The organism is Nonomuraea sp. NPDC049421, assembly GCF_040677005.1.
Classification (GTDB): Bacteria; Actinomycetota; Actinomycetes; order Streptosporangiales; family Streptosporangiaceae; genus Nonomuraea; species Nonomuraea salmonea.
On sequence record NZ_JBFAQA010000004.1, the window covers coordinates 268,825 to 287,666 of the forward strand.

Below are 18,842 nucleotides of genomic sequence, written 5' to 3' on the forward strand. Positions count from 1 at the left end.
CCCCCATGCCAGCAGTAGACAGCGTCCTCATCGTCGGCGCCGGCACCGCCGGCTCCGCCCTGGCGATCCTGCTCGCCCGCGCCGGCGTCGCCGTCGACGTCGTCGAGATCGAGCCTGGACCCGCCACGCACGGCTCGGGCATCACCCTCCAGGGCAACGCGCTGCGGGTGCTGCGCGACCTCGGCGTCTGGGAGCGGGCGAGCGCGGCCGGCTTCGCCTTCACCTCGGTCGGGCTGCGCGCCCCCGACGGCACACTGCTCGCCGAGCCGCCCGAGACCCGCACCGGCGGCTCTGACCTGCCCGCCACGCTCGGCATGAACCGGCCCGAGCTGGCCGCCATCCTCGCCGGCACCGTCGGCGAGGCCGGGGCGCGCGTCCGGTACGGCACGGCCGTCACCGGCGTCGCCGAGAGCGGCGAGGCGCGCCTGTCGGACGGCACCATCGGCCGCTACGACCTGATCGTGGGCGCGGACGGCATCCGCTCGGCCGTGCGCGGCATGCTCGGCATCGACGTCGCGCCCGAGCCGACCGGCATGGGCATCTGGCGGCTGCACACCCGCCGCCCCAAGGAGGTCGAGCGCACCGACCTGATCTACGGCGGCCCCTGCTTCATCGCCGGCTACTGCCCGACCGGCCCCGACACCATGTACGCCTACCTCGTCGAGCAGGCCCGCCCCCGCGAGGAGGTGGGCGACAAGTGCGCTCACATGCGAGCGCTGGCCGAAGGGTACGGCGGCGTCTGGGCTGAGATCCGCGCCGGCATCACCGACCCGGCCCGCATCAACTACACGTGGTTCGAGTCGCTGCTGATCGACCGGCCGTGGAACCTCGGCAGGGTCGTGCTCGTCGGCGACGCCGCGCACGCCTGCCCGCCCACGCTCGCCCAGGGCGCCGCCCTGTGCCTGGAGGACGCCGCCGTGCTCGCCGAGCTGCTGCTCGCCGCCGACCGGCTGGACCAGGAGCTGTTCGACGCGTTCATGGACCGCCGCTACGCGCGGGTCCAGGCCGTGGTGGAGGCGTCGTTGCAGCTCGCGCGCTGGCAGCTCGACGGCGTGCGCGACGCCGACGTACCGGGGCTGATGGGGCGGATCTCGGCGATCGTGAGCGAGCGGCCATGACCGGTCATCCGCTCACCGTGGACGTGCACGCGCACGTCCTGCTGCCCGAGATCGACCAGGCCGTGGCCGGGCTGGCCGGCCACGACCGGCAGCGCGAGCTGGACGCCCGCCGCAACGGCCCGGCCGCGCTGGAGGTCAGCGGCCCGATGGTCGCGGCCAGGATCCCCCTGCTCACCGACGTGGACGCCCGGCTGGCCGCCATGGACGCGGCCGGCGTGGACGTGCAGATCGTCAGCCCGTCGCCCTCCCACTACCACTACTGGACCGGCGAGGAGGCGGCCGCCGAGGTGTGCCGGCTCGCCGCCGACGGGGTGGCCGCGCACGTCGCCTGGGCGCCCCACCGACTGCACGGCCTGGGCCTGGTGCCGCTGCACCACCCTTCCCTCGTGGTCGAGGCCCTTGACCAGGCGCTCGCCAGGGGCCTGAAGGGCGTGGAGATCTCCTCGCACGCGCCCGGCCGCGAGTTGTCCGACCCCGCGTACGAGCCGTTCTGGGCCCGCGCCGCCGAGACGGGCGCGGTGGTGTTCCTGCACCCGTTCGGCTGCACGCTGGACGAGCGGCTGGACCGCTGGTACCTGTCGAACATCGTCGGCCAGCCGGTGGAGAACGCCGTCGCGCTGTCCCACCTGATCTTCTCCGGCGTGCTCGACCGGCATCCCGGGCTGAAGCTGCTGGCCGCGCACGGAGGCGGCTACCTGCCGTACCACCTGGGCCGTTCCGACCACGGCCACCGGGTGCGGCCCGACGCCCGCGGCTGCGCCAGGCCGCCCAGCAGCTATCTGCGCGACCTGCACTTCGACTCGCTCACCCACGACCCGGCCGCGCTGCGCGAGCTGGTCAGGGTGGCCGGGCCCGAGCGGGTGCTGCTCGGCTCCGACTTCCCCTTCGACATGGGCGATCCCGACCCGCTCGCGGCCCTGCGCGCGGCCGGGCTCGCGGACACCCCCGTCCGAGGCGGCAACGCCGTCCGGCTGTTCGACCTGAAGGACCCTTCATGAGACTCATCACGCACCTGCGGCACGTCGATCTGGCCGTGCCCGACTACGACAAGCAGCGCGACTTCTACGCCGGCGTCTGGGGCCTGACCGAGGTCGCGAACGACAGCGGCATCAGCTTTCTGGCGGCCGAGGGCTCGCCCGAGCAGTACATCGTCCGGCTGCGCAAGGCCGAGGAGAAGCGGCTCGACCTGATCTCCTTCGGCGCGGCCACGCCGCAGGACGTGGACGCCCTGGCCGGACGGCTGCGCGCGGCCGGCGTCCGGCTGGTCTCCGAGCCCGGCAAGCTGGACACCCCCGGCGGCGGTCACGGCTTCCGCTTCTTCGACCTCGACGGCCGCACGGTGGAGGTCTCCGCCGACGTCGCCGTCCGCGCCCACCGCAGGCTGGAGGCGAAGGAGGCGGTGCCCGTACGGCTCTCGCACGTCGTGCTCAACGCCCCCGACATCGACGCCACCCGCACCTGGTACGAGACCCACCTCGGCTTCGCCCTGTCCGACACCCTCGCCCACCCCCGCATGGGCCAGGTCATGCACTTCATGCGCTGCAACCCGCAGCACCACAGCATGGCCATCGCCCGCGGCCCGCACGCCAGCCTGCACCACATCAGCTTCGAGCTGCGCGGCCTCGACGAGTACATGTACGGCACCGGCAGGCTGCTGCGCGCCGGCGTCCGGATGCTCTGGGGCCCAGGCCGTCACCTGGCGGGCGACAACACGTTCTCCTACTTCCTGGACCCGCACGGCAACACCGTCGAATACACCACGGAGCTGGAGGAGCTCGACGAGGACGCCTGGCACCCGCACGTGTACGACTTCTCCCGGCCCGAGGTCAGCGACCAGTGGGGCACCGCCAACCCCATGAACGAGCTGATCGCCAAGGAGTCGTTCAACGACGTCGACCGCGGCGTGTTCGTCGCCCCGCCGGTGTGATCATGCGCCTGGCCACCTTCACCCACCAGGGCCTGCGCGGCTGCGGCGTCGTCTCGGGCGACGCCGTCCTGCCCTTCCCCGGCGGGACCGTCCTGCTCGACGTCGTCCGCACCGGCGGCCTCCCGGCCACCGGGGAGCCGCTGCCGCTGGCCGGCGTACGCCTGCTGCCGCCCGTCGAGCCGCCGTCGGTCCGCGACTACGTCACCTTCGAGGAGCACGTCGAGGGCGTGCGCAAGAGCGTGGACGGCCGCGGCGGCGTGCCCGGCGCCTGGTACGACGCGCCCACCTTCTACTTCAGCAACCCGTACGCGCTGATCGGCGCGCACGACGACGTGCCCGTCCCGCCCGGCTGCCGGGCCTTCGACTTCGAGCTGGAGGTCGCCGCCGTCATCGGCGAGGAGGGCGCGGGCCTCAGCCCCGAGCAGGCCCGCGAGCACATCTACGGTTACACGATCTTCAACGACTGGTCGGCCCGAGACCTGCAGTCCCGCGAGATGCAGGTCGGCCTCGGCCCCTGCAAGGGCAAGGACACCGCCACCACCCTCGGCCCGTGGCTGGTGACGGCCGACGAACTGGAGCCGTACCGGGACGCCGACGGCTTCCTGCGCCTCGCCCTGTCCGTCAGCGTCAACGGCGAGGAGGTCGGCCGTGACCTGCTGTCCAACATGGCCTGGACCTTCGAGGAACTCGCCGCCTACGCCTCACGCGGCACCCGGATCCGGCCCGGCGACGTGCTCGGCTCGGGCACCTGCGGCAACGGCGGCTGCCTGGCCGAGCTGTGGGGCCGCCACGGCCGCCAGGACCCGCCGCCGCTGGAGGTGGGGGACGTGGTCGAGATGACGGTCGAGGGCATCGGCACCATCCGCAACACCGTCGTGCCCGGGACGTCCCCGCTGCCCCTGCCCAAGGCGCGTACCCGCCCTCGCACCTCCCCGATCTGACGGGAGGCTCATCACGAGCCGGTCGTGACCGTGGAGAACGATTCCCGCCGATCGGCCACCCGCGTCCGGCCCGGCGACGTGCTGGGCTCGGGCACCTGCGGCGACATCGTCCTGCCCGGCCCGCATCCGCCCTTGGACGCTGGTCAGCCGGCGGGTTCGATGCGGATGACGGCGGTCTTGCCGGCGGCCTTGACGACCTCCAGGCTCATGACGTCGTTGATGGTCGCGACCGTTCCCTTGTCGCAGCTCATCCGGACGGCCCCGCCGCCCGCCGACGACACGCTGCCGCCGCCGGCACAACCGGCGACGCTGTACCCCGGCCCCGTCAGGGGCGCGAGCATCTCGACCGAGCCGCGGGAGATCTCCTTCACCTCGATGGGCCCGAGGCCGTACCGTTCCGGCACCGTCACGACGTCCCCCACGGCGACCTTGACCTCGCACGTCCCGTCATCGCACGGCCCGGTCGGCGACGGCGAAGGCGTCACCGACGGGCTTGCCGAGGCGGGCGGCGCGGATTCGCCGGGCCGGGCTCCGGCCGGAGCCACGTCCGAGGAGCATGCGGTGAGCGCGGCGAACAGCACGGCGACGGCCAGGGACGACCTTCTGCACATCATGATCTCCATGCAACCCTGTCGTCACCGTACGCGTCCAGCGGGTTACGTCAGGCCGCCTCGAGAACGAAGAACAGGAAGCACAGGAACCGCGTACGGCCGGGCTCGATGCCGCCGAACTCCTCGGGGAACAGCTCGCGGGCCTCCGGCGCGAACGGCGGCTCGCTGATGACGCTGATGCGGAAGCCCGCGGCGGCGAAGGCCTCGGTCATCGCGTGCAGCGGCCGGTCCCAGAACCTCATCCGGACCGTCTCCCCGCCCATGGCCCATTCCTCGGTGCGGGTGCGGGTCTCGAAGTACGCGGGCTTCTCTCCGGCCATCTGCTGGAAGAGCGTGATGGAGAAAGGATGGTCCACCGAGATGAGGAGCCGGCCGCCGGGCTTCAGCACGCGTCGCAGCTCGGCCAGCGTCGGCCCCCAGTCCTCCAGGTAGTGCAGCACGAGGGACGCGGTGACGTCGTCGAACGTGTCGTCGGCGAACGGCAGCGGCCCGGCCAGATCCACCTCGTGCAGATCGGCGTCGGGGCCCAGCCGCCGCCTGGCCATCTCCAGCATCCCCGCGCTCGCGTCGATGCCGGTCACGATCGCGCCTCTGCTGCGCAGCTCGGCGAACAACGGCCCTGAGCCACACCCCGCGTCGAGAACGCGCCGCCCGGCCACGTCCCCGGCCAGCTCCAGCATGGCGGGGCGCTCGTAGTAGGCGTTCACGAGGTTGGTCTCGTTCTCGGCCGAGTAACCCTCGGCCATCTGGTCGTAGTCGTTGTACGGCGACGAAGACGTGGCCTCGGCGAACTTGTGCGGGATGGTAGGCATCGGGCCATTCTGCCCAAGATCCACACAGGACGCGGACATCTTCGCGGTTTGCCAAGCGGAACGCTGCTCCGTATATTGATGCGGAGCAGCGTTCCGCTTTCGCTGGAAGGTATCTCCTCTGATGAACGACATCGCCCTCATCTCCGTCCGCCCGGTCGTGCTTCCGGCCCCTGGAGGGGCCAGGACCTCCACGTCCGGGTCACGGCGCCGGCGACCGGCCACGGTCTGCCCGTCGTCGGTCGCGGCGGCCGTGCTGCTGTGCCTGCCCGGAAGCGGCGGCGACGACCTGAGCCCGCTGGCCGCCGGGCGCTGGCGGCGGCCGGCGAACCGCTGGGCCGGATCGACACGAAGTGACCCGCGTCAGCCCACGTCGGACGGCCGGGGCCACCAGCGGCGTACCGCGTCCACGGTGGTCCACGGGCCGGTGTTGAAGCAGAGCACGGAGGTCGGCGAGCAGGTCCGCGCGATGTTGACGAGCTTCTCGAAGAGCGGGGTCATCGCGGGTTCGAGGCGCACTCCCCCGCCGAACACGATGACGTCGTAGTGCTTGCCGCTCACGGCCTCGCGGAACTTCTCCTCCGCCCCCGCACCCCGGTCGAGGAGACAGGTCTCGAAGGCGAGACCCATGTCCGCCAGCTCGGCGGCGGCCTTGGCGAGCCCGGCCCTGACCTGCTCCGCATCTACCGTGGGGAACGCCTCGCTCGGCGCGTCGGGGTCACCGACGACCTGCGGATCAGAGCCCCACGTTGAGTACGGTGCCGTTCGTCACAGTCCCTCCCAGAAAGATCTGACCGGCGCGCTCTCCCTGACTCTCGACCTGAGGCGGTCGAGCTTGTCGCCGAGGGTTCCGACGCCGATCGAGATGTGCCCGTGTCCGCGCTCTATATGAGCACGGACGTTGCGCAGGTGCGCGGTCAGCCACTGCCCGTGCGCGACGGGCACCATGCGGTCGAGCGTTCCGTGTCACAGCTCGACGGGGACGGTGACGCCGCCCAGGTCGAAGCCCCACGGCGTGGTCAGCGCCTGGAAGTCCCCCAGCCAGCCCTCCTCGCCCGGCGCGAGCGCGTGGTGCATGTGGGCCATGTTCTCCGCGCCGTAGGCGCCGGCCAGCTCGGCGGCGTCCACCTCGGGGAACAGGCTCGCCATGCCGGCGGCGAGGTCGGCGGCGCCGGCGACCGTACGGCCGGGCGCCGGGGTCGAGGCGCCGTAGCCGGGGCGTGAGTACGGGACGACCCGGTATCCCTTGTCAACACCGAACGTTCTATCTCCGCTCACGCGCGGCCTGGCGGAGAACTCGCGGCCCGCTGACGGCGGCCACCCGCCTGGACGCCGTCACCGCCGCGCTGATGATCTCCATACCGAAATGGGTCCGGGCTTGTGTCGTACCTGACATGACGTACGCGCGCGTTTACCATGACCGGGACGAGATCGACTTGCGGGGTGCCGAGGTGATGCTCAGTTGGCGAAAAAGGGCAAGTCTTTCCTCGGTTTAAGCATTGACCACTGGCAAATCGTCGGAGCCGTCGCCGGAGCAATAGGAGCCTGCGCCGCCCTGGTCACGATATGGCAGGGCATGACCCCTGCGCCTCCTCACCCTGCGACCGCGCAACAGACGACGTCACCGTCATCGACGGCCGCGTCCGCGGCGCCCTCGGCCACCGGCTCGGACGAGCCCGTACGTGCATCGTCTTCCCCTGTCGCGACCAGGACGGGAACCGCCCGGCTGACGTTCGCCCAGGACGGCTTCGACCTGGACACGATCAGCGTCGGAGCCGTTGACAACACGCCCGATCTCAGCCTGGAGAACGGCGTGTTCTATGTGGCTTTGGAGCCGCTGAACGATTCGCGCATGGCCAGGGTGGAAGACGATGAGTCGCGAACGCTCGACGCCTGCACCAAGGCCTGGCACGTGGTCACCGACGTCAGGCTGGCCGGCGCCGGCAGAACCGAGAAATTCGGCGTCAATTCGCAGTTGTGCCTGACGACGGCCAGCGGAAACGTCGCTTCACTCCGCGTGGACAAAGTGCACGACTCAACGGACGCGGACGACTGGTGGGTCGAACTCGACGTCATCGTGTGGCAGCTGAAATAGCCTTCCACCGGGGCCGTTATAAGACCTCGCGCAGTTCACGGGCCAAGTCATGCGCCATGCCCTTTGGTATCAGAGAAATGTGATCGATCTGAATGGGATACAAGAGACATCGGCCAAGGTGGGCAGCTGCGCCCTGACACTCCGGGTCGAATACCGCGACCCGCTTCGCCGATGTCACCGCCTGGACATCGCGACCGACCCGGACCGCACGCCGTCCCCTGCGGCGACGACGTTGTCCGGTCAGTTGCATACCGAGTCGGTTGCGGTTTCGAGGGCCCGGCGGTGGAGGGCGTCCAGGTGTTCCCTTTTCGCGCCTGATGCGGTGGCCAGCGTCAGGTGGGTCGCGCAGGCCACCGGCTTCTTCCTGATGTGTTCCGTGGTCTTCAGACTGTCCAGGAGTTCCGTGGTGAGGCGGTCGAGGCGCTGGCGGATCTCCGCCAGGTCGGGGCGCGTTGTCGGGGCCTCTTCCGGGTGGGCGGTCCAGCGGGCGAAGAGGCCCTTCTGGACGACCTTGCTGGCGGTGATCTGGTCACGGAAGAACGCCACCGTGGCGTCCCCGTCCACCCCCAAGTCCGCGGCCTGCCGGCGGACCTGGTCAAGGACCTGCTGCTCGCGGACCGGGTCCTCGATGGGCGAGTCGGTGCCGAACTTGGAGGCGGCCACGTCGTCGCTCACCAGGAGCCGTTCGATGACGAGGTCCGTCAACGGGCCGAGCTGGCCCAGCGACGACGACGGTGGTGCCGCGACCACGCCGCCCACAGCGGCCGGGGTCGCCGATGCCATCGCCTCGGGGACGGACAGGGCCGTCGTGGCTCCGAACATTCCGGCGATCACCGCGAAGCGGGTCATCCTCGTACGCAGGTTCATACGTCTACCTTTATCTCGTTGGGAAAGAGGGAGGTCAGGACGGGTCCGGCAGCGGGATCGCGCGGAAGGTCCGGTCCGGGTCGTAGCGGTGTTTCAGCTCTAGCAGCCGTTCGGCGTTCGGGCCGTAGGCGTGGGCGATCTGGGCGGATTCGTCGTCCACGAGCAGGTTGGGGTAGCCGCCCGGCAGGGCGTCGGGCTCCAGGGCGCGGGCCACGTCGGCGGCCCAGGCGCGGTGGCCGGCCGCCCGCGCGTCGCCGGGCTCCCAGAGGGCGATGATCTCGATCATCAGGTGCGGGTCGCGGTTGCCGAACGCCGTCTCCGTGAGCGGTACGCGGGCCGCGGCCCCGTGCAGGTGGTGCACCGAGACCGCCGAGCAGGGCGAGGTCAGGGTGGAGCCGGCGACGCTCAGCACCTCGCGTACGCCCGGCGAAAGGGACGGCACGGAACGCGGGCGGATCTCGACGTGCCGGCCGAAGGGGAACTGCGCGTCGATGCCCGCCAGCATCTCGGGCATGGTGGCAGGGCCGATCTGGGAGAGGAGGGGCGTGCCGAGGCCGCCGAGCCGGGCCAGCGCCCGCTCCCCCACCGCAGCGTCGTCGCCGCTCCAGGTCGGCGAGAGGAACACCACCGGCTTGCCGTCCGGGCCCGCCAGGACGCCGGACTGCACGGTCAGCTCGTCCGGGCTCTCGGTCAGGACGTCCTGCAGCCCGGCCAGTACGGCCCCGGCCTGCTCCCACGCGAACAGCACCATGCCGGACAACAAGGTCGGCACAGCGTGCAGCCGTACGCGCATCGAGGTGACGACGCCGAAGTTGCCCCCGCCGCCGCGCAGTGCCCAGAACAGGTCGGGTTCACGTTCGGCGTCGGCGGTGACGAGGGAGCCGTCGGCGAGCACGACGTCCGCGGCGAGCAGGTTGTCCAGGGCGAGCCCGAAGCGGCCGCTCAGCGGCCCGTACCCGCCCCCGAGCGTCAGGCCCGCCATGCCCACGGACCCGGCGGAGCCGGTCGCGGCGGTCAGGCCGAAGGGCTGCGCGGCGCGTACGACGTCGGCGGCCGTCGCCCCACCCGCGACCTCGGCGACCTTCGCCTCAGGGTCCACGGTCACCTGCCGCATACCGGACAGATCAATGGTGAGGCCGCCGTCGCTGAGCGATCGGCCCGCCCAGTCGTGGCCGCCGCCGCGCACCGACAGCGGCACCCCGGCCTCCCGCGCGGCCCGTACGGCGGCCTGGACCTCGGTGTGTTCGCCGCACCGGACGATGACGCCGGGCCGGGCGAGCACGGCGCCGTTCCAGATGGCGCGGCCGGCGTCGTAGTCCGGCCCTGTGGTGAGGACGCGGTCGGCGTGGATGGTCCGCCGCAGGGTGTCGGCCAGGCGGCCGATCTGGTGCTGAGTCATGGGTTGAGACCTCGATCGGGAGGAGCGTGCGGATCGGATGGTTCCCCGCCGGCCGGAGGGTCCGTACCGGCCGGCGGGGAGCATGAGGGCCGTGCTCAGCGGGCGCTGCGGGCGGCCTTCTCGATGAGGTTCGTGACCGCGTCGGGACGGCTGACCATCACGGCGTGGGAGGCGTTGACCTCCTCGGCGCGCGCACCGGCCCGCTTCGACATGAAGCGCTGCAGGTCGGGCGCGATCGCCTTGTCCTGCCGGGTGATGAGGCTCCAGGACGGGATGGTCCGGTACGCCTCCTTCTCGCCGGCGTCCGTCACCGCCTTGGTGTTGGCGGGACGCTGCACGGTCGCGAGGGTGGCGGCCGTGGTCTTGTCGACGTCGCCGGCGAACGACTCACGGAAGTGGGCCGGGTCGATGGACACCTCGGCGCCGTCCGGGACGGTGGTCGTGACCAGCGGGATGGCCGGCGAGGACTTGGCGGCCAGGTCGCCGACCGTCTCGCCCTTGGCGGGGATGAAACCGGCGATGTACACCAGGGCCTTGACGTCGGGGTCGGAGACGGCGGAGTTGGTGATCACGGCGCCGCCGTACGAGTGGCCGACCAGCACCAAAGGGCCGTCGATCGAGGCCAGGTAGCTGGAGACGTAGGCGCTGTCACTGGTCAGGCCCTGCAGCGGGTTGGCGAGGGCGCGCACCGGATAACCGTCCTTGCGCAGCCGCTCCGCCACCGACGACCAGCTCGACGACTCGGCCCACGCTCCATGCACCAGGACGATGGTCGGCTTCGCGCCGGTGGACTTCGCACTGTCCGCCATCGCCACGCCGGGCGCGGTGGCGGAGATCAAGGCGAGGGCGCCGACGGCGAGGGCGGCACGGCGGAGCATACGGGTTCCCATGATGTGGCCTTTCAGGTCAGAAGACTTACGACGCCCTCCCCATGCAAGGGAGAACGTTCGGTCTCATCATGGCATATCCGGCACACCAGTCAAGACCGAACGTTCTACCTCACGCTTGCATCAGCCGGCGGATGGCGGGGTGTCGGTCCAGCCGGAGTCCAGCACCACGGTGACGCGGTCGTCCTTCTTCGGCCCGCCGCCGGTGACCGCGTAGGTCAGCACCTTGGAGGTGCCGGGGTCGATGATCAGCCTGCCCTGAGCGGGTCCACCTCCCTGGAGCGGGAAGGTCACGGAGACGCCCGCCCGCCCCCGCACGTCGGTGGTCCGGCCTTCGACCCGCACCGCGGGCAGTGTCGCCAGCGCCTGGTACGCGGCGCCGCGCACCTGCGGGGAGGCGGGCAGCGCGTACAGGAGTGAGGCCAAGGTGGGCGGCAGGCCGTCCGCCACGGAACCGGCGAAGTCCCGGTCGCGGCGGATCGCCTCAGCGGCCCGCTTCTTCAGCGCTTCCGGGTCGGCGGGCAGCGCCTCGATCTCCTTGATGGTCATGGGCATGGCGCTCCAGTAGAGCCTGCGCTCCCCCTTGAGCCGGGTGAGCGTGCCCGCGCCGGGCGAGGTGGAGTAGAGACCGCCGTCCCTCCCGATCGTCCACTCGGTCGGTGAACCGTCGCGACGCCATGCCTCCACGTCGAGGGGGCGTGCGGCGAGCCGCCTGCCGCCGATCCACGCCCGGCCGTCCTTGGCGAACCACGTCTCCGAGAGGTACGAGGTCTCCAGACGGTAGGAGTCGCCGTCGCGGCCGTACGGTCCCGCCGAGCCCACGTACAGCTCCTTGAGATGCCAGTACGCCCCCTCTGGGGCGGCTTGGGCCTTGGCGGCGGCGGCCAGCAGGAGCGATTTGCCCGGCAGGGCAGGTGCGACCGTGGGGGTGGCCTGGACGAGGAAGACCGCCGCCGCAGCCGCGGCCCCGGCGAGCCCGATGGCGCCGGCCCGCCACGACGGACGCCGGGCGGTTCTGCGCGTGGGCGCCGGGGTCGCCATGATCGCTTCACGCAGTTCGCGCGCGGCGGGCCCCTGTTCCGGCGCGTGCGGTGCCGGGTCGATGGCCTTCATCAGGGTGTCGATGTCGCTCATGCTTCCCCCATCGCGACCGTCATGGACGTCTGCCGCTCCAGCGCCGCCGCCATCCGTTTGCGCGCCCGGTGCAGCCGGGTCCGGGCGACGATCGGCGTACATTTCAGGACTTTGGCGATCTGCTGGCCGGTCAGGCCCTCCCAGCAGGCCAGCGCCAGAACCTCGCGGTCACGTTCGGACAAGGCGTCGAAGGCCGCGCGTACATGGTCCAGATCCACCGATCCGGTCGGCTGGTCGGCGGTCAGTTCCGCGCGCAGCCGTTCGGTGAGCGCGGCTCTGCGTGATGCGCCGCGCCGCTGGTTGGCCAGCACGCGGCGGGCCACCCCGTACAGCCATAACAGCGCCTCCTCGCCCTCGGGAACGTCGCCGATGCGCCGCCAGGCGGTGAGGAACGTCTCCGAGATGACGTCGGCCGCGTCGTCGGGCGAGCCGGTACGGCGGGCGGCGTACTGATGTATCGCCGGGTAATACGCGTCGTAGACCGCTTCGAAGCGATCTCGGTAGGTCACGAAGTCTCCTTGCCGCAAGGTGCCGAACATCTGGTAAATGTCCGGCACCTTGCGGAATGTGGCGGCTCGTTAGGAGGAGCTTGAGCCGGCCAGTTTGGCGACCATGCGGACCAGGGCGTCGCGGGCGGCGCCGATGTCGTCGCCCATGATCATCTGAGCGAGCGGCGGGGTGGCGTACCACCAGCCGGCCAGGGCGATCACCGCGTACAGCAGCTCGCCCGGCGTGAACTCCGACGGCAGCGTGCCGTCTTCTTGCGCGGCGGCCAGGGCTGAGAGCTTGGCGGCGTAGTGGGCGGCGCGTTCCTCCCTGGCGGCGATGGGGTCGCCGCCGCGGTGCAGGCCCTCCCAGTAGAGCAGCCTGATGAACTGCGGGTGCTCGCGGTGGTAGTCGTAGACGCGGCCGGCGTACGCGGGCAGGTCGGCGGCGAGTGGCCCGTCCAGCGGCACGGCCTCGGCCAGGCGCTCCAGGCTCCAGCTCAGCACGGCGGCGAACAGCTGCTCCTTGTTGCCGAAGTACTGGTAGATGCGCTCCTTGTTGACGCCGGCCGTGGCGGCGACGCGGTCGAGCCTGGCCGCCTCGGGGCCGTGCTCCGCGAACTCCTCGACCGCCGCGTCCAGCAGGAGTTGCCGTGTGCGGGCCGTGTTCCATGCCATGGTCCCAGCATAGCCGCAATATCCAACTCGACAGTTGGAGATTCGTGTGCAAAACTCCAACTGATGAGTTGGATTTGTTGAGGGGGACCCGTCATGCCTGCCACACCGTCCGTGCACCGCCGCGCCCTGATCACCTGGGCGGCCGTCTACGCGACGCTCATGCTGGTGCAACTGCTGCTGGAGCCGGTCATCAGCCCGCTGCCGCAGGCGCTGCGCACGCTGGTGGTGACCGCGATCGTGGTGCCCGTGGTGGTCTACCTGCTGGTCCCGGCCCTCCTGCGCGTCAACGCCCGCCTTCATCGGCGGGACCGGTGAAATCAGGTGACCGGACGGTCGTCAAGTCCCGTATGCTCGGCCCATGAAGAGGGTGACCTCGTGGCCGTAGGGGAACGCGACGGCGTCCGCACCCGGGCGCGCATCCTGGAGGCCGCGCAGGAGCTCTTCGTGGAGCGCGGCTACGCCGGCACCTCCATCGCCGACATCGCGGGGAAGCTGGGCACCAGCAAGGCCACGCTCTACTACCACTTCAACTCCAAGGAGCTGATCCTTGGAGCGCTCATCACCGAGCCGCTGTCGCTGTTCGCGAAGCTGGCCGAGCGCTGCGCGAAAGAGCGGCTGAGCCCTCAGGAGCTGCTGCGCGCTTTGATCGATCTGACGGTGGAGACGCACGCGGTCAACGCGCTGCTGAGCAGCGACCCGTCCATCTCCCCCGTCCTGCGGAGCATGTACGACGTCGAGGGCAGCACCCGTACGTTCATCCACGCCCTGGCCGGCCCGGACCCGAGCGACGAGGCCCTGGCCCGCGCCTGGGCCGCGTTCGCGGTGGCCAAGCAGGGCGCGTTCTGGGCGGTCGAGGCCGGAAACGGCACGCTCTCGCCGGCGCAGAAGCAGGAGTTCCTGGCCGCCGCGCTGCGCTGCCTGGATCAGTGACCGCCCCCGGGGAACGGCGAGTGGCCACCGGCTCGGCTTCCTCATCTCCGCCGCGCTGCTCCTGCTGTCCGTCTTCACCGCGCTGATGCTGCCGCGCAAACCCATGTGATCAGGACTTCTCGTCGCTGGTCAGTGCGGTCGTCAGCTGGTGCCAGGCGGCGCGTTCGGACGGGCTCAGGTGCCGGTCCGGTACGTCCTGCTCCGGGCGGCCGTCCCAGAGCAGGGGCAGGGAGGGCGCGTGGACGCCGGCGCCGAGCATGACCAGACCGGTGTAAAGGTGCTTCCCGGCCTTGCGCGCCCACAGCTGGGCTGAGAGAAGGAACGACATGAGGCTCTCCAGCGCGAGGGGACCGTCACGTTATCGAGCCGCGCTCGAGGGACGCTGGTGCCGCCGCCGGAGGCTCAGCGAATCTCGATGAGGATCTCCATGACGGACAGGGCGGGGTCGAAGCCGGGGGTGAGGCGGTTCTTCGTCAGGGCGAAGGCGACGCCGCGGGCGGGGTCGGCGTAGGCGTAGCTGCCGCCTCACTCCCGGCCGGCCGAAGGAGCTCTCGTCGGTGGGTGCTCCCATCCTGCCGAGGGGGAAACCCAGCGCCATCCGTGAAGGAGTGCCGAAGACCTGGTCGGTGCCCCGCTCGGCCGGCTCTCCCATGGCCCAGGATCGACTGAGCGGCGGGGCCGCTCCTGCTGTCCCAGGCGGGCGAGCGGCTCCGCCGGAGTGGCGAAGGCGAGCCGTCCTTCGATGCCGAGCGGCACGGTGATCCACTCACGCAGCAGTTCGGACATGGAGGAGCGCCATCTGCTTCCGCCTGGACGTCAAGCCGGTTCCCGACCCGGCGGGCGACCGGGTCGTGATCACGATGGACGGCAAATACCTGCCCTATCAGTGGTGACCGGAGTCCCCGTGGTAGATCGCGAGCACGTCATCAACGTCACAGGGGCAGCGTAACGCCTGGCCTCGTGGATGCGAGGGCGAGGAAGGGTAACGTGTCGCTGATGCCGCTGTTGATGGGTGTTGGTGCTCGCAAGTGCGGGGGTAGGGTGGGGGCTTGTGACGACGTTTCGGATCAGTGAGGCCGCGGCGCTGCTCGGGGTCAGCTCCGACACCGTCCGCCGGTGGGTGGACGCGGGCCGGTTGCGGGCCGAGCGCGACGAGCACGGGCATCGGCAGGTCAACGGCGCCGACCTGGCGGCCTTCGCCCGCGCGCAGGTCGGGGAGAGCGGCGGGGGCGGGCGTTCCTCGGCGCGCAACCGGTTCAGGGGGATCGTGACGGAGGTGGTCCGCGACGCGGTGATGGCGCAGGTGGAGATCGCCGCGGGGCCGTTCCGCGTTGTGTCGCTGATGAGCCGCCAGGCCGCCGATGAGCTGGGCCTGGAGGCGGGGGTGGTGGCGGTCGCGGTGATCAAGTCCACCAACGTCGTCGTGGAGATCCCTGACCACGAGCGCGTGGCCAGTCAGGTGTGAGGAGCGGGCCCTTGGTGTTCAGGCGCATGTCCCTGTGGGCGCTCGTCCTGCCCGTCGCGCTGGTCCTTGCCGGGTGCGGGTCAGGAGGGTCCGCCTCCGGAGAGGGCAAGGAGGTGACGGTGTTCGCGGCGGCGTCGCTGACCGGGACGTTCACCGAGCTCGGGAAGGTCTTCGAGGCCGCTCATCCGGGTACGTCGGTACGGTTCAACTTCGGCTCCAGCGCCACGCTGGCCCAGCAGATCGTTCAGGGCGCCCCGGCCGACGTCTTCGCCGCGGCGAGCCCGGCCACCATGAAGACCGTCACCGACGCGTCCCTGGCGGGCTCGCCGGCCACGTTCGTCCGCAACAAGCTGCAGATCGCCGTCCCCGCCGGCAACCCGGCGCACATCGGCGAGCTGAAGGACCTCACCGACCCGAAGGTGAAGGTCGCGCTCTGCGCCGAGCAGGTGCCGTGCGGCGCGGCGGCCGCCAAGGCGCTGGACGCCGCCGGGCTGCAGATCAGGCCGGTCACCCTGGAGCAGGACGTCAAGGCCACGCTGACCAAGGTCGAGCTGGGCGAGGTGGACGCGGCGCTGGTCTACAAGACCGATGTCATCGCCTCCGCCGGCAAGGTGTCGGGCATCGCGTTCCCCGAGGCCGACCAGGCGGTCAACGACTATCCCATCGCCACCATCGCCAAGGCCCCGGCCGGTGACGCGGCCCGGCGGTTCGTCGACCTGGTGCTGTCGCAGCAGGGCAAGAACGTGCTGACCAAGGCCGGATTCGAAGCGCCTTGATGAACGCTCCCGTCCGCGACCGCACCGGCCCCACGCTCCGAGGACGCGAGGCGTCCGGCAGGCTGCCGTGGATGCTGGTGGTGCCCGCGCTGATCGGGCTGGTCTTCCTGGTGCTGCCGCTGGCTGGGCTGCTGGTCCGCGCCCCGTGGACGACGCTGCCCGGCCGGCTGGCCGAGCCGCAGGTGCTGGAGGCGCTGCGGTTGTCGCTGGTCACCGCGACCATCGCCACCGCGCTGTGCCTGCTGCTCGGCGTGCCGCTGGCCTGGCTGCTGGCCAGGGTCGAGTTCCCTGGACGGCGGGTGGTGCGGGCGCTGGTCACCGTGCCGCTGGTGCTGCCGCCGGTGGTCGGCGGTGTGGCTCTGCTGCTGGTGCTCGGCCGGCGCGGGATCGTCGGGCAGTGGCTGGAGGGGTCGTTCGGGGTCACGCTGCCGTTCACGACGGCCGGGGTGGTGATCGCCGAGGCGTTCGTGGCGATGCCGTTCCTGGTGATCAGCGTGGAGGGGGCGCTGCGCGGCGCCGACCAGCGGTTCGAGGAGGCCGCCGCGACGCTCGGCGCCTCGCGGTGGACGGTGTTCCGGCGGGTGACGCTGCCGATGGTCATGCCTGGCGTGGTGGCGGGCGCGGTGTTGTGCTGGGCGCGGGCGCTGGGCGAGTTCGGGGCGACGATCACGTTCGCCGGCAACTTCCCCGGCACCACCCGGACGATGCCGCTGGCCGTCTACCTGGCGCTGGAGACCGAGCCCGAGGCCGCCATCGTGCTCAGCCTGGTCCTGCTGGCCGTGTCGGTGGTCATCCTGGCCAGCCTGCGTGATCGGTGGGTGAGCGCGCCGTGACCCTCGACGCCCGCCTGGTGGTCACCAGGCCCACCTTCACCCTCGACGTCACGCTGCACGCCGACGCCGGTGAGGTGGTGGCGCTGCTCGGCCCGAACGGGGCGGGCAAGACGACGGCGCTGCGGGCGCTGGCCGGGCTCACCCGCCTGTCCGCCGGTCACATCTCGCTGCGGGGCCGGCCGCTGCACACCCTGCCCGCCGAGAGCCGGCCGATCGGCATGGTGTTCCAGGACTACCTGCTCTTCCCCCACCTGTCCGCGCTCGACAACGTCGCCTTCGGGCCGCGCTGCCAGGGCGTGCCCAAGGCCGAGGCCCGCCGCTCCGCCGCCGACCTGCTCGAACGCGTCGGACTGGCCGATCGGGCGGGTGCCAGGCCGCGGCAGCTGTCCGGTGGGCAGGCGCAGCGGGTGGCGCTGGCCCGTGCGCTCGCCGTACGGCCCGAGCTGCTCCTGCTGGACGAACCGCTGGCCGCGCTCGACGCCCACACCCGGCTGGAGGTCCGCTCCCGGTTGCGCCGCCACCTCGCCGACTTCGACGGCGCGACCGTGCTGGTCACCCATGACCCGCTCGACGCCATGGTGCTGGCCGACCGGCTGATCGTCATCGAGCAGGGCGCCGTCGTCCAGGAGGGGCCGCCGGCCGAGGTCGCGCGCCGGCCCCGTACGGACTATGTCGCCCGCCTCGTCGGGCTCAACCTCTACCGGGGCGGCGCCGACGCCGGCCGGGTCAAGGTCGGCGAGCTCCTGCTGCACAGCTCCGAGCAGCTGTCAGGGCCCGCGTTCGTGGCCTTCCCGCCCGCCGCCGTCGCCCTCTACCGCTCGCGTCCCGACGGCAGCCCGCGCAACTTGTGGCGGGCCCGCATCGACGGCATCGAACGGCACGGCGACAACGTCCGCGTCCACCTCGACGGCCCGATCACGGCCTTCGCCGACATCACCCCCGCCGCCGTGGCCGACCTCGACCTCAGCCCCGGCCAGGAAATCTGGGCGTCGGTCAAGGCCACCGAGACGCACGCCTACCCCGCATGAGACGTGTACGAGCACGCTCCCAGCACGAGGGCTCCCCCGAGGCCGCCGAACGCCAGACCGCCGAAGAGGATCATCCAGGTCACGTCCGCACTGGTGGTGAAGGGCTCCGGCGGCGTGAACGGCGGTATCACCCCGCCCAGGGCGAGCGGCACCATGACGAGGAGGACGAGCCCGTACCCGCCCAGACACACCCCGGCCACCCACGCGGGGATCAGCGGCAGGAGGCGCGGCACCCGTCGCCCGGCCAGGAAAAGCGTCCACCGCGGAAAGATCTTCCCCCACCTATGCACCAGCCCGAGCGCGAGGAACACCCCCAGCAGGGCCGCCAGCACCGTCAGATCGATCCCCACGGCCGCCAGCGCCTCATAGACGGCGCCCCCGTCGCTCTCGACACTCCGTAACCAGTCCCGGCCGCTCACCCCGAGCGCGTCTCCCCCAACGGTCCACACGGTCTTCACCAGGGACCACGGCAGAAGCCCGCACAGCAACAGGTACACCCACACCCGGACCCGCAACGACACAGTCACGTCACCCCTCCAGCCCTTTCGAACGCTCGTGACGTCACCAGCGTCCTGTCATGGGCCTGGAGCGCGCCTCCCCCGCGCGAGGGAATCGACGGGCTGTGAGGGTTGAGATGGTCACCGACCCGGCGTGCCGGCGGCGCGGGCACAGCCGGGCGATCATGCTCGGCTTGGTCGGCTGGTTCCGATCGCGCGACGCCGTACGGGTCGACCTCACCGTCTCCCGCGAAGCGGAGCCGCTCTACCGGGGGCTCGGCTTCACCGACCACCCCGATCCGCTGCTGTGCTGGAAGCCGTGACGGCATCGCAGCACTGCTGGTTCGTCCTGGCGACCACGC

At 71.4% G+C, this 18,842-nt stretch carries 26 protein-coding genes; 13 read left to right on the forward strand and 13 right to left on the reverse strand.

The window, feature by feature from the left end:
- The first annotated feature begins 5 nt into the window (after nucleotides 1-5).
- From AB0K18_RS09485 to AB0K18_RS09500, 4 genes are read left to right on the forward strand one after another with little or no spacing between them, the layout of a single operon-like run.
- Nucleotides 6-1,118 carry an FAD-dependent monooxygenase gene (locus AB0K18_RS09485; protein WP_364912263.1) on the forward strand — a complete coding sequence of 371 codons (1,113 nt, stop codon included), beginning with the start codon at nucleotides 6-8 and terminating at the stop codon, nucleotides 1,116-1,118.
- Nucleotides 1,115-2,116: an amidohydrolase family protein gene (locus AB0K18_RS09490; protein ID WP_364912266.1), complete on the forward strand. Its 1,002-nt coding sequence runs from the start codon at nucleotides 1,115-1,117 to the stop codon at nucleotides 2,114-2,116. Before AB0K18_RS09485 ends, AB0K18_RS09490 begins: the two co-directional genes overlap by 4 nt.
- The gene (locus AB0K18_RS09495) at nucleotides 2,113-3,045 is read left to right on the forward strand and encodes a VOC family protein (protein WP_364912268.1); all 933 of its coding nucleotides are present in this window, start codon (nucleotides 2,113-2,115) and stop codon (nucleotides 3,043-3,045) included. Before AB0K18_RS09490 ends, AB0K18_RS09495 begins: the two co-directional genes overlap by 4 nt.
- Before the next feature lie 2 nt (nucleotides 3,046-3,047).
- Nucleotides 3,048-3,986: a fumarylacetoacetate hydrolase family protein gene (locus AB0K18_RS09500; protein WP_364912271.1), complete on the forward strand. Its 939-nt coding sequence runs from the start codon at nucleotides 3,048-3,050 to the stop codon at nucleotides 3,984-3,986.
- Nucleotides 3,987-4,129: 143 nt separating this feature from the next.
- Here AB0K18_RS09500 and AB0K18_RS09505 read toward each other — a convergent pair whose 3' ends face one another.
- The 5 genes from AB0K18_RS09505 to AB0K18_RS09525 all read right to left on the reverse strand — a co-directional run bounded on the left by AB0K18_RS09505 (nucleotide 4,130) and on the right by AB0K18_RS09525 (nucleotide 6,684).
- Nucleotides 4,130-4,609 carry a hypothetical protein gene (locus AB0K18_RS09505; protein ID WP_364912275.1) on the reverse strand — a complete coding sequence of 160 codons (480 nt, stop codon included), beginning with the start codon at nucleotides 4,607-4,609 and terminating at the stop codon, nucleotides 4,130-4,132.
- 38 nt (nucleotides 4,610-4,647) lie between these two features.
- Entirely contained in the window at nucleotides 4,648-5,409 is a 762-nt protein-coding gene (locus AB0K18_RS09510) for a class I SAM-dependent methyltransferase (RefSeq protein WP_364912278.1), read from the reverse strand.
- 360 nt (nucleotides 5,410-5,769) lie between these two features.
- Nucleotides 5,770-6,036, reverse strand: a complete 267-nt coding sequence (locus AB0K18_RS09515) for a hypothetical protein (protein ID WP_364912281.1) — start codon at nucleotides 6,034-6,036, stop codon at nucleotides 5,770-5,772.
- A 138-nt stretch (nucleotides 6,037-6,174) separates the two neighbouring features.
- Complete coding sequence (locus AB0K18_RS09520) at nucleotides 6,175-6,354, reverse strand: hypothetical protein (protein WP_364912283.1); 180 nt, start codon at nucleotides 6,352-6,354, stop codon at nucleotides 6,175-6,177.
- Nucleotides 6,355-6,372: 18 nt separating this feature from the next.
- Nucleotides 6,373-6,684, reverse strand: a complete 312-nt coding sequence (locus AB0K18_RS09525) for a hypothetical protein (protein WP_364912286.1) — start codon at nucleotides 6,682-6,684, stop codon at nucleotides 6,373-6,375.
- 184 nt (nucleotides 6,685-6,868) lie between these two features.
- Between AB0K18_RS09525 and AB0K18_RS09530 the strand changes: the two genes are divergently transcribed.
- A complete protein-coding gene (locus tag AB0K18_RS09530; RefSeq protein ID WP_364912288.1) occupies nucleotides 6,869-7,501 on the forward strand; it encodes a hypothetical protein in 633 nt (210 codons plus the stop codon).
- A 240-nt stretch (nucleotides 7,502-7,741) separates the two neighbouring features.
- Here AB0K18_RS09530 and AB0K18_RS09535 read toward each other — a convergent pair whose 3' ends face one another.
- From AB0K18_RS09535 to AB0K18_RS09560, 6 genes are all read right to left on the reverse strand, one after another.
- On the reverse strand, nucleotides 7,742-8,368 hold the full coding sequence (locus tag AB0K18_RS09535) for a chorismate mutase (protein ID WP_364912291.1): 627 nt from the start codon (nucleotides 8,366-8,368) through the stop codon (nucleotides 7,742-7,744).
- 34 nt (nucleotides 8,369-8,402) lie between these two features.
- Nucleotides 8,403-9,767, reverse strand: coding sequence for an FAD-binding oxidoreductase (locus AB0K18_RS09540; protein WP_364912294.1), 1,365 nt, complete (start codon nucleotides 9,765-9,767; stop codon nucleotides 8,403-8,405).
- 95 nt (nucleotides 9,768-9,862) lie between these two features.
- Nucleotides 9,863-10,645 (reverse strand): alpha/beta hydrolase, encoded by a 783-nt coding sequence (locus tag AB0K18_RS09545; protein WP_364912296.1) that lies wholly within the window; start codon nucleotides 10,643-10,645, stop codon nucleotides 9,863-9,865.
- A gap of 132 nt (nucleotides 10,646-10,777) precedes the next feature.
- On the reverse strand, nucleotides 10,778-11,788 hold the full coding sequence (locus AB0K18_RS09550) for a CU044_5270 family protein (protein WP_364912300.1): 1,011 nt from the start codon (nucleotides 11,786-11,788) through the stop codon (nucleotides 10,778-10,780).
- A complete protein-coding gene (locus AB0K18_RS09555) occupies nucleotides 11,785-12,345 on the reverse strand; it encodes an RNA polymerase sigma factor (RefSeq protein WP_364912303.1) in 561 nt (186 codons plus the stop codon). Before AB0K18_RS09555 ends, AB0K18_RS09550 begins: the two co-directional genes overlap by 4 nt.
- Before the next feature lie 21 nt (nucleotides 12,346-12,366).
- Nucleotides 12,367-12,951: a TetR family transcriptional regulator gene (locus AB0K18_RS09560; RefSeq protein ID WP_364912306.1), complete on the reverse strand. Its 585-nt coding sequence runs from the start codon at nucleotides 12,949-12,951 to the stop codon at nucleotides 12,367-12,369.
- A 93-nt stretch (nucleotides 12,952-13,044) separates the two neighbouring features.
- Here AB0K18_RS09560 and AB0K18_RS09565 point away from each other — a divergent pair, with 93 nt between their 5' ends.
- Together AB0K18_RS09565 and AB0K18_RS09570 are read left to right on the forward strand one after the other, a co-directional pair.
- The gene (locus AB0K18_RS09565; protein WP_364912309.1) at nucleotides 13,045-13,266 is read left to right on the forward strand and encodes a hypothetical protein; all 222 of its coding nucleotides are present in this window, start codon (nucleotides 13,045-13,047) and stop codon (nucleotides 13,264-13,266) included.
- 60 nt (nucleotides 13,267-13,326) lie between these two features.
- Nucleotides 13,327-13,881, forward strand: coding sequence for a helix-turn-helix domain-containing protein (locus tag AB0K18_RS09570; protein WP_364912311.1), 555 nt, complete (start codon nucleotides 13,327-13,329; stop codon nucleotides 13,879-13,881).
- A 109-nt stretch (nucleotides 13,882-13,990) separates the two neighbouring features.
- On the opposite strand, the gene AB0K18_RS09575 is transcribed toward AB0K18_RS09570, so the two are convergent.
- Entirely contained in the window at nucleotides 13,991-14,209 is a 219-nt protein-coding gene (locus tag AB0K18_RS09575; RefSeq protein ID WP_364912314.1) for a hypothetical protein, read from the reverse strand.
- A gap of 481 nt (nucleotides 14,210-14,690) precedes the next feature.
- Here AB0K18_RS09575 and AB0K18_RS09580 point away from each other — a divergent pair, with 481 nt between their 5' ends.
- The 5 genes from AB0K18_RS09580 (at nucleotide 14,691) to AB0K18_RS09600 (ending at nucleotide 17,983) form a co-directional block, all read left to right on the forward strand.
- Nucleotides 14,691-14,774, forward strand: a complete 84-nt coding sequence (locus AB0K18_RS09580) for a hypothetical protein (RefSeq protein WP_364912744.1) — start codon at nucleotides 14,691-14,693, stop codon at nucleotides 14,772-14,774.
- A 158-nt stretch (nucleotides 14,775-14,932) separates the two neighbouring features.
- Complete coding sequence (locus tag AB0K18_RS09585; protein ID WP_364912317.1) at nucleotides 14,933-15,346, forward strand: TOBE domain-containing protein; 414 nt, start codon at nucleotides 14,933-14,935, stop codon at nucleotides 15,344-15,346.
- A gap of 11 nt (nucleotides 15,347-15,357) precedes the next feature.
- Complete coding sequence (gene modA, locus AB0K18_RS09590; protein ID WP_364912320.1) at nucleotides 15,358-16,122, forward strand: molybdate ABC transporter substrate-binding protein; 765 nt, start codon at nucleotides 15,358-15,360, stop codon at nucleotides 16,120-16,122.
- Nucleotides 16,122-16,955 carry an ABC transporter permease gene (locus AB0K18_RS09595; protein WP_364912323.1) on the forward strand — a complete coding sequence of 278 codons (834 nt, stop codon included), beginning with the start codon at nucleotides 16,122-16,124 and terminating at the stop codon, nucleotides 16,953-16,955. Before modA ends, AB0K18_RS09595 begins: the two co-directional genes overlap by 1 nt.
- Nucleotides 16,937-17,983: an ABC transporter ATP-binding protein gene (locus tag AB0K18_RS09600; RefSeq protein ID WP_364912325.1), complete on the forward strand. Its 1,047-nt coding sequence runs from the start codon at nucleotides 16,937-16,939 to the stop codon at nucleotides 17,981-17,983. The genes AB0K18_RS09595 and AB0K18_RS09600 overlap by 19 nt, the downstream gene beginning before the upstream one ends.
- Here the strand turns inward: AB0K18_RS09600 and AB0K18_RS09605 are convergent.
- Nucleotides 17,971-18,510 (reverse strand): hypothetical protein, encoded by a 540-nt coding sequence (locus AB0K18_RS09605; protein WP_364912328.1) that lies wholly within the window; start codon nucleotides 18,508-18,510, stop codon nucleotides 17,971-17,973. The genes AB0K18_RS09600 and AB0K18_RS09605 overlap by 13 nt on opposite strands.
- Before the next feature lie 95 nt (nucleotides 18,511-18,605).
- Here AB0K18_RS09605 and AB0K18_RS09610 point away from each other — a divergent pair, with 95 nt between their 5' ends.
- Nucleotides 18,606-18,803, forward strand: a complete 198-nt coding sequence (locus tag AB0K18_RS09610) for a GNAT family N-acetyltransferase (protein WP_364912330.1) — start codon at nucleotides 18,606-18,608, stop codon at nucleotides 18,801-18,803.
- Nucleotides 18,804-18,842 lie beyond the last annotated feature (39 nt).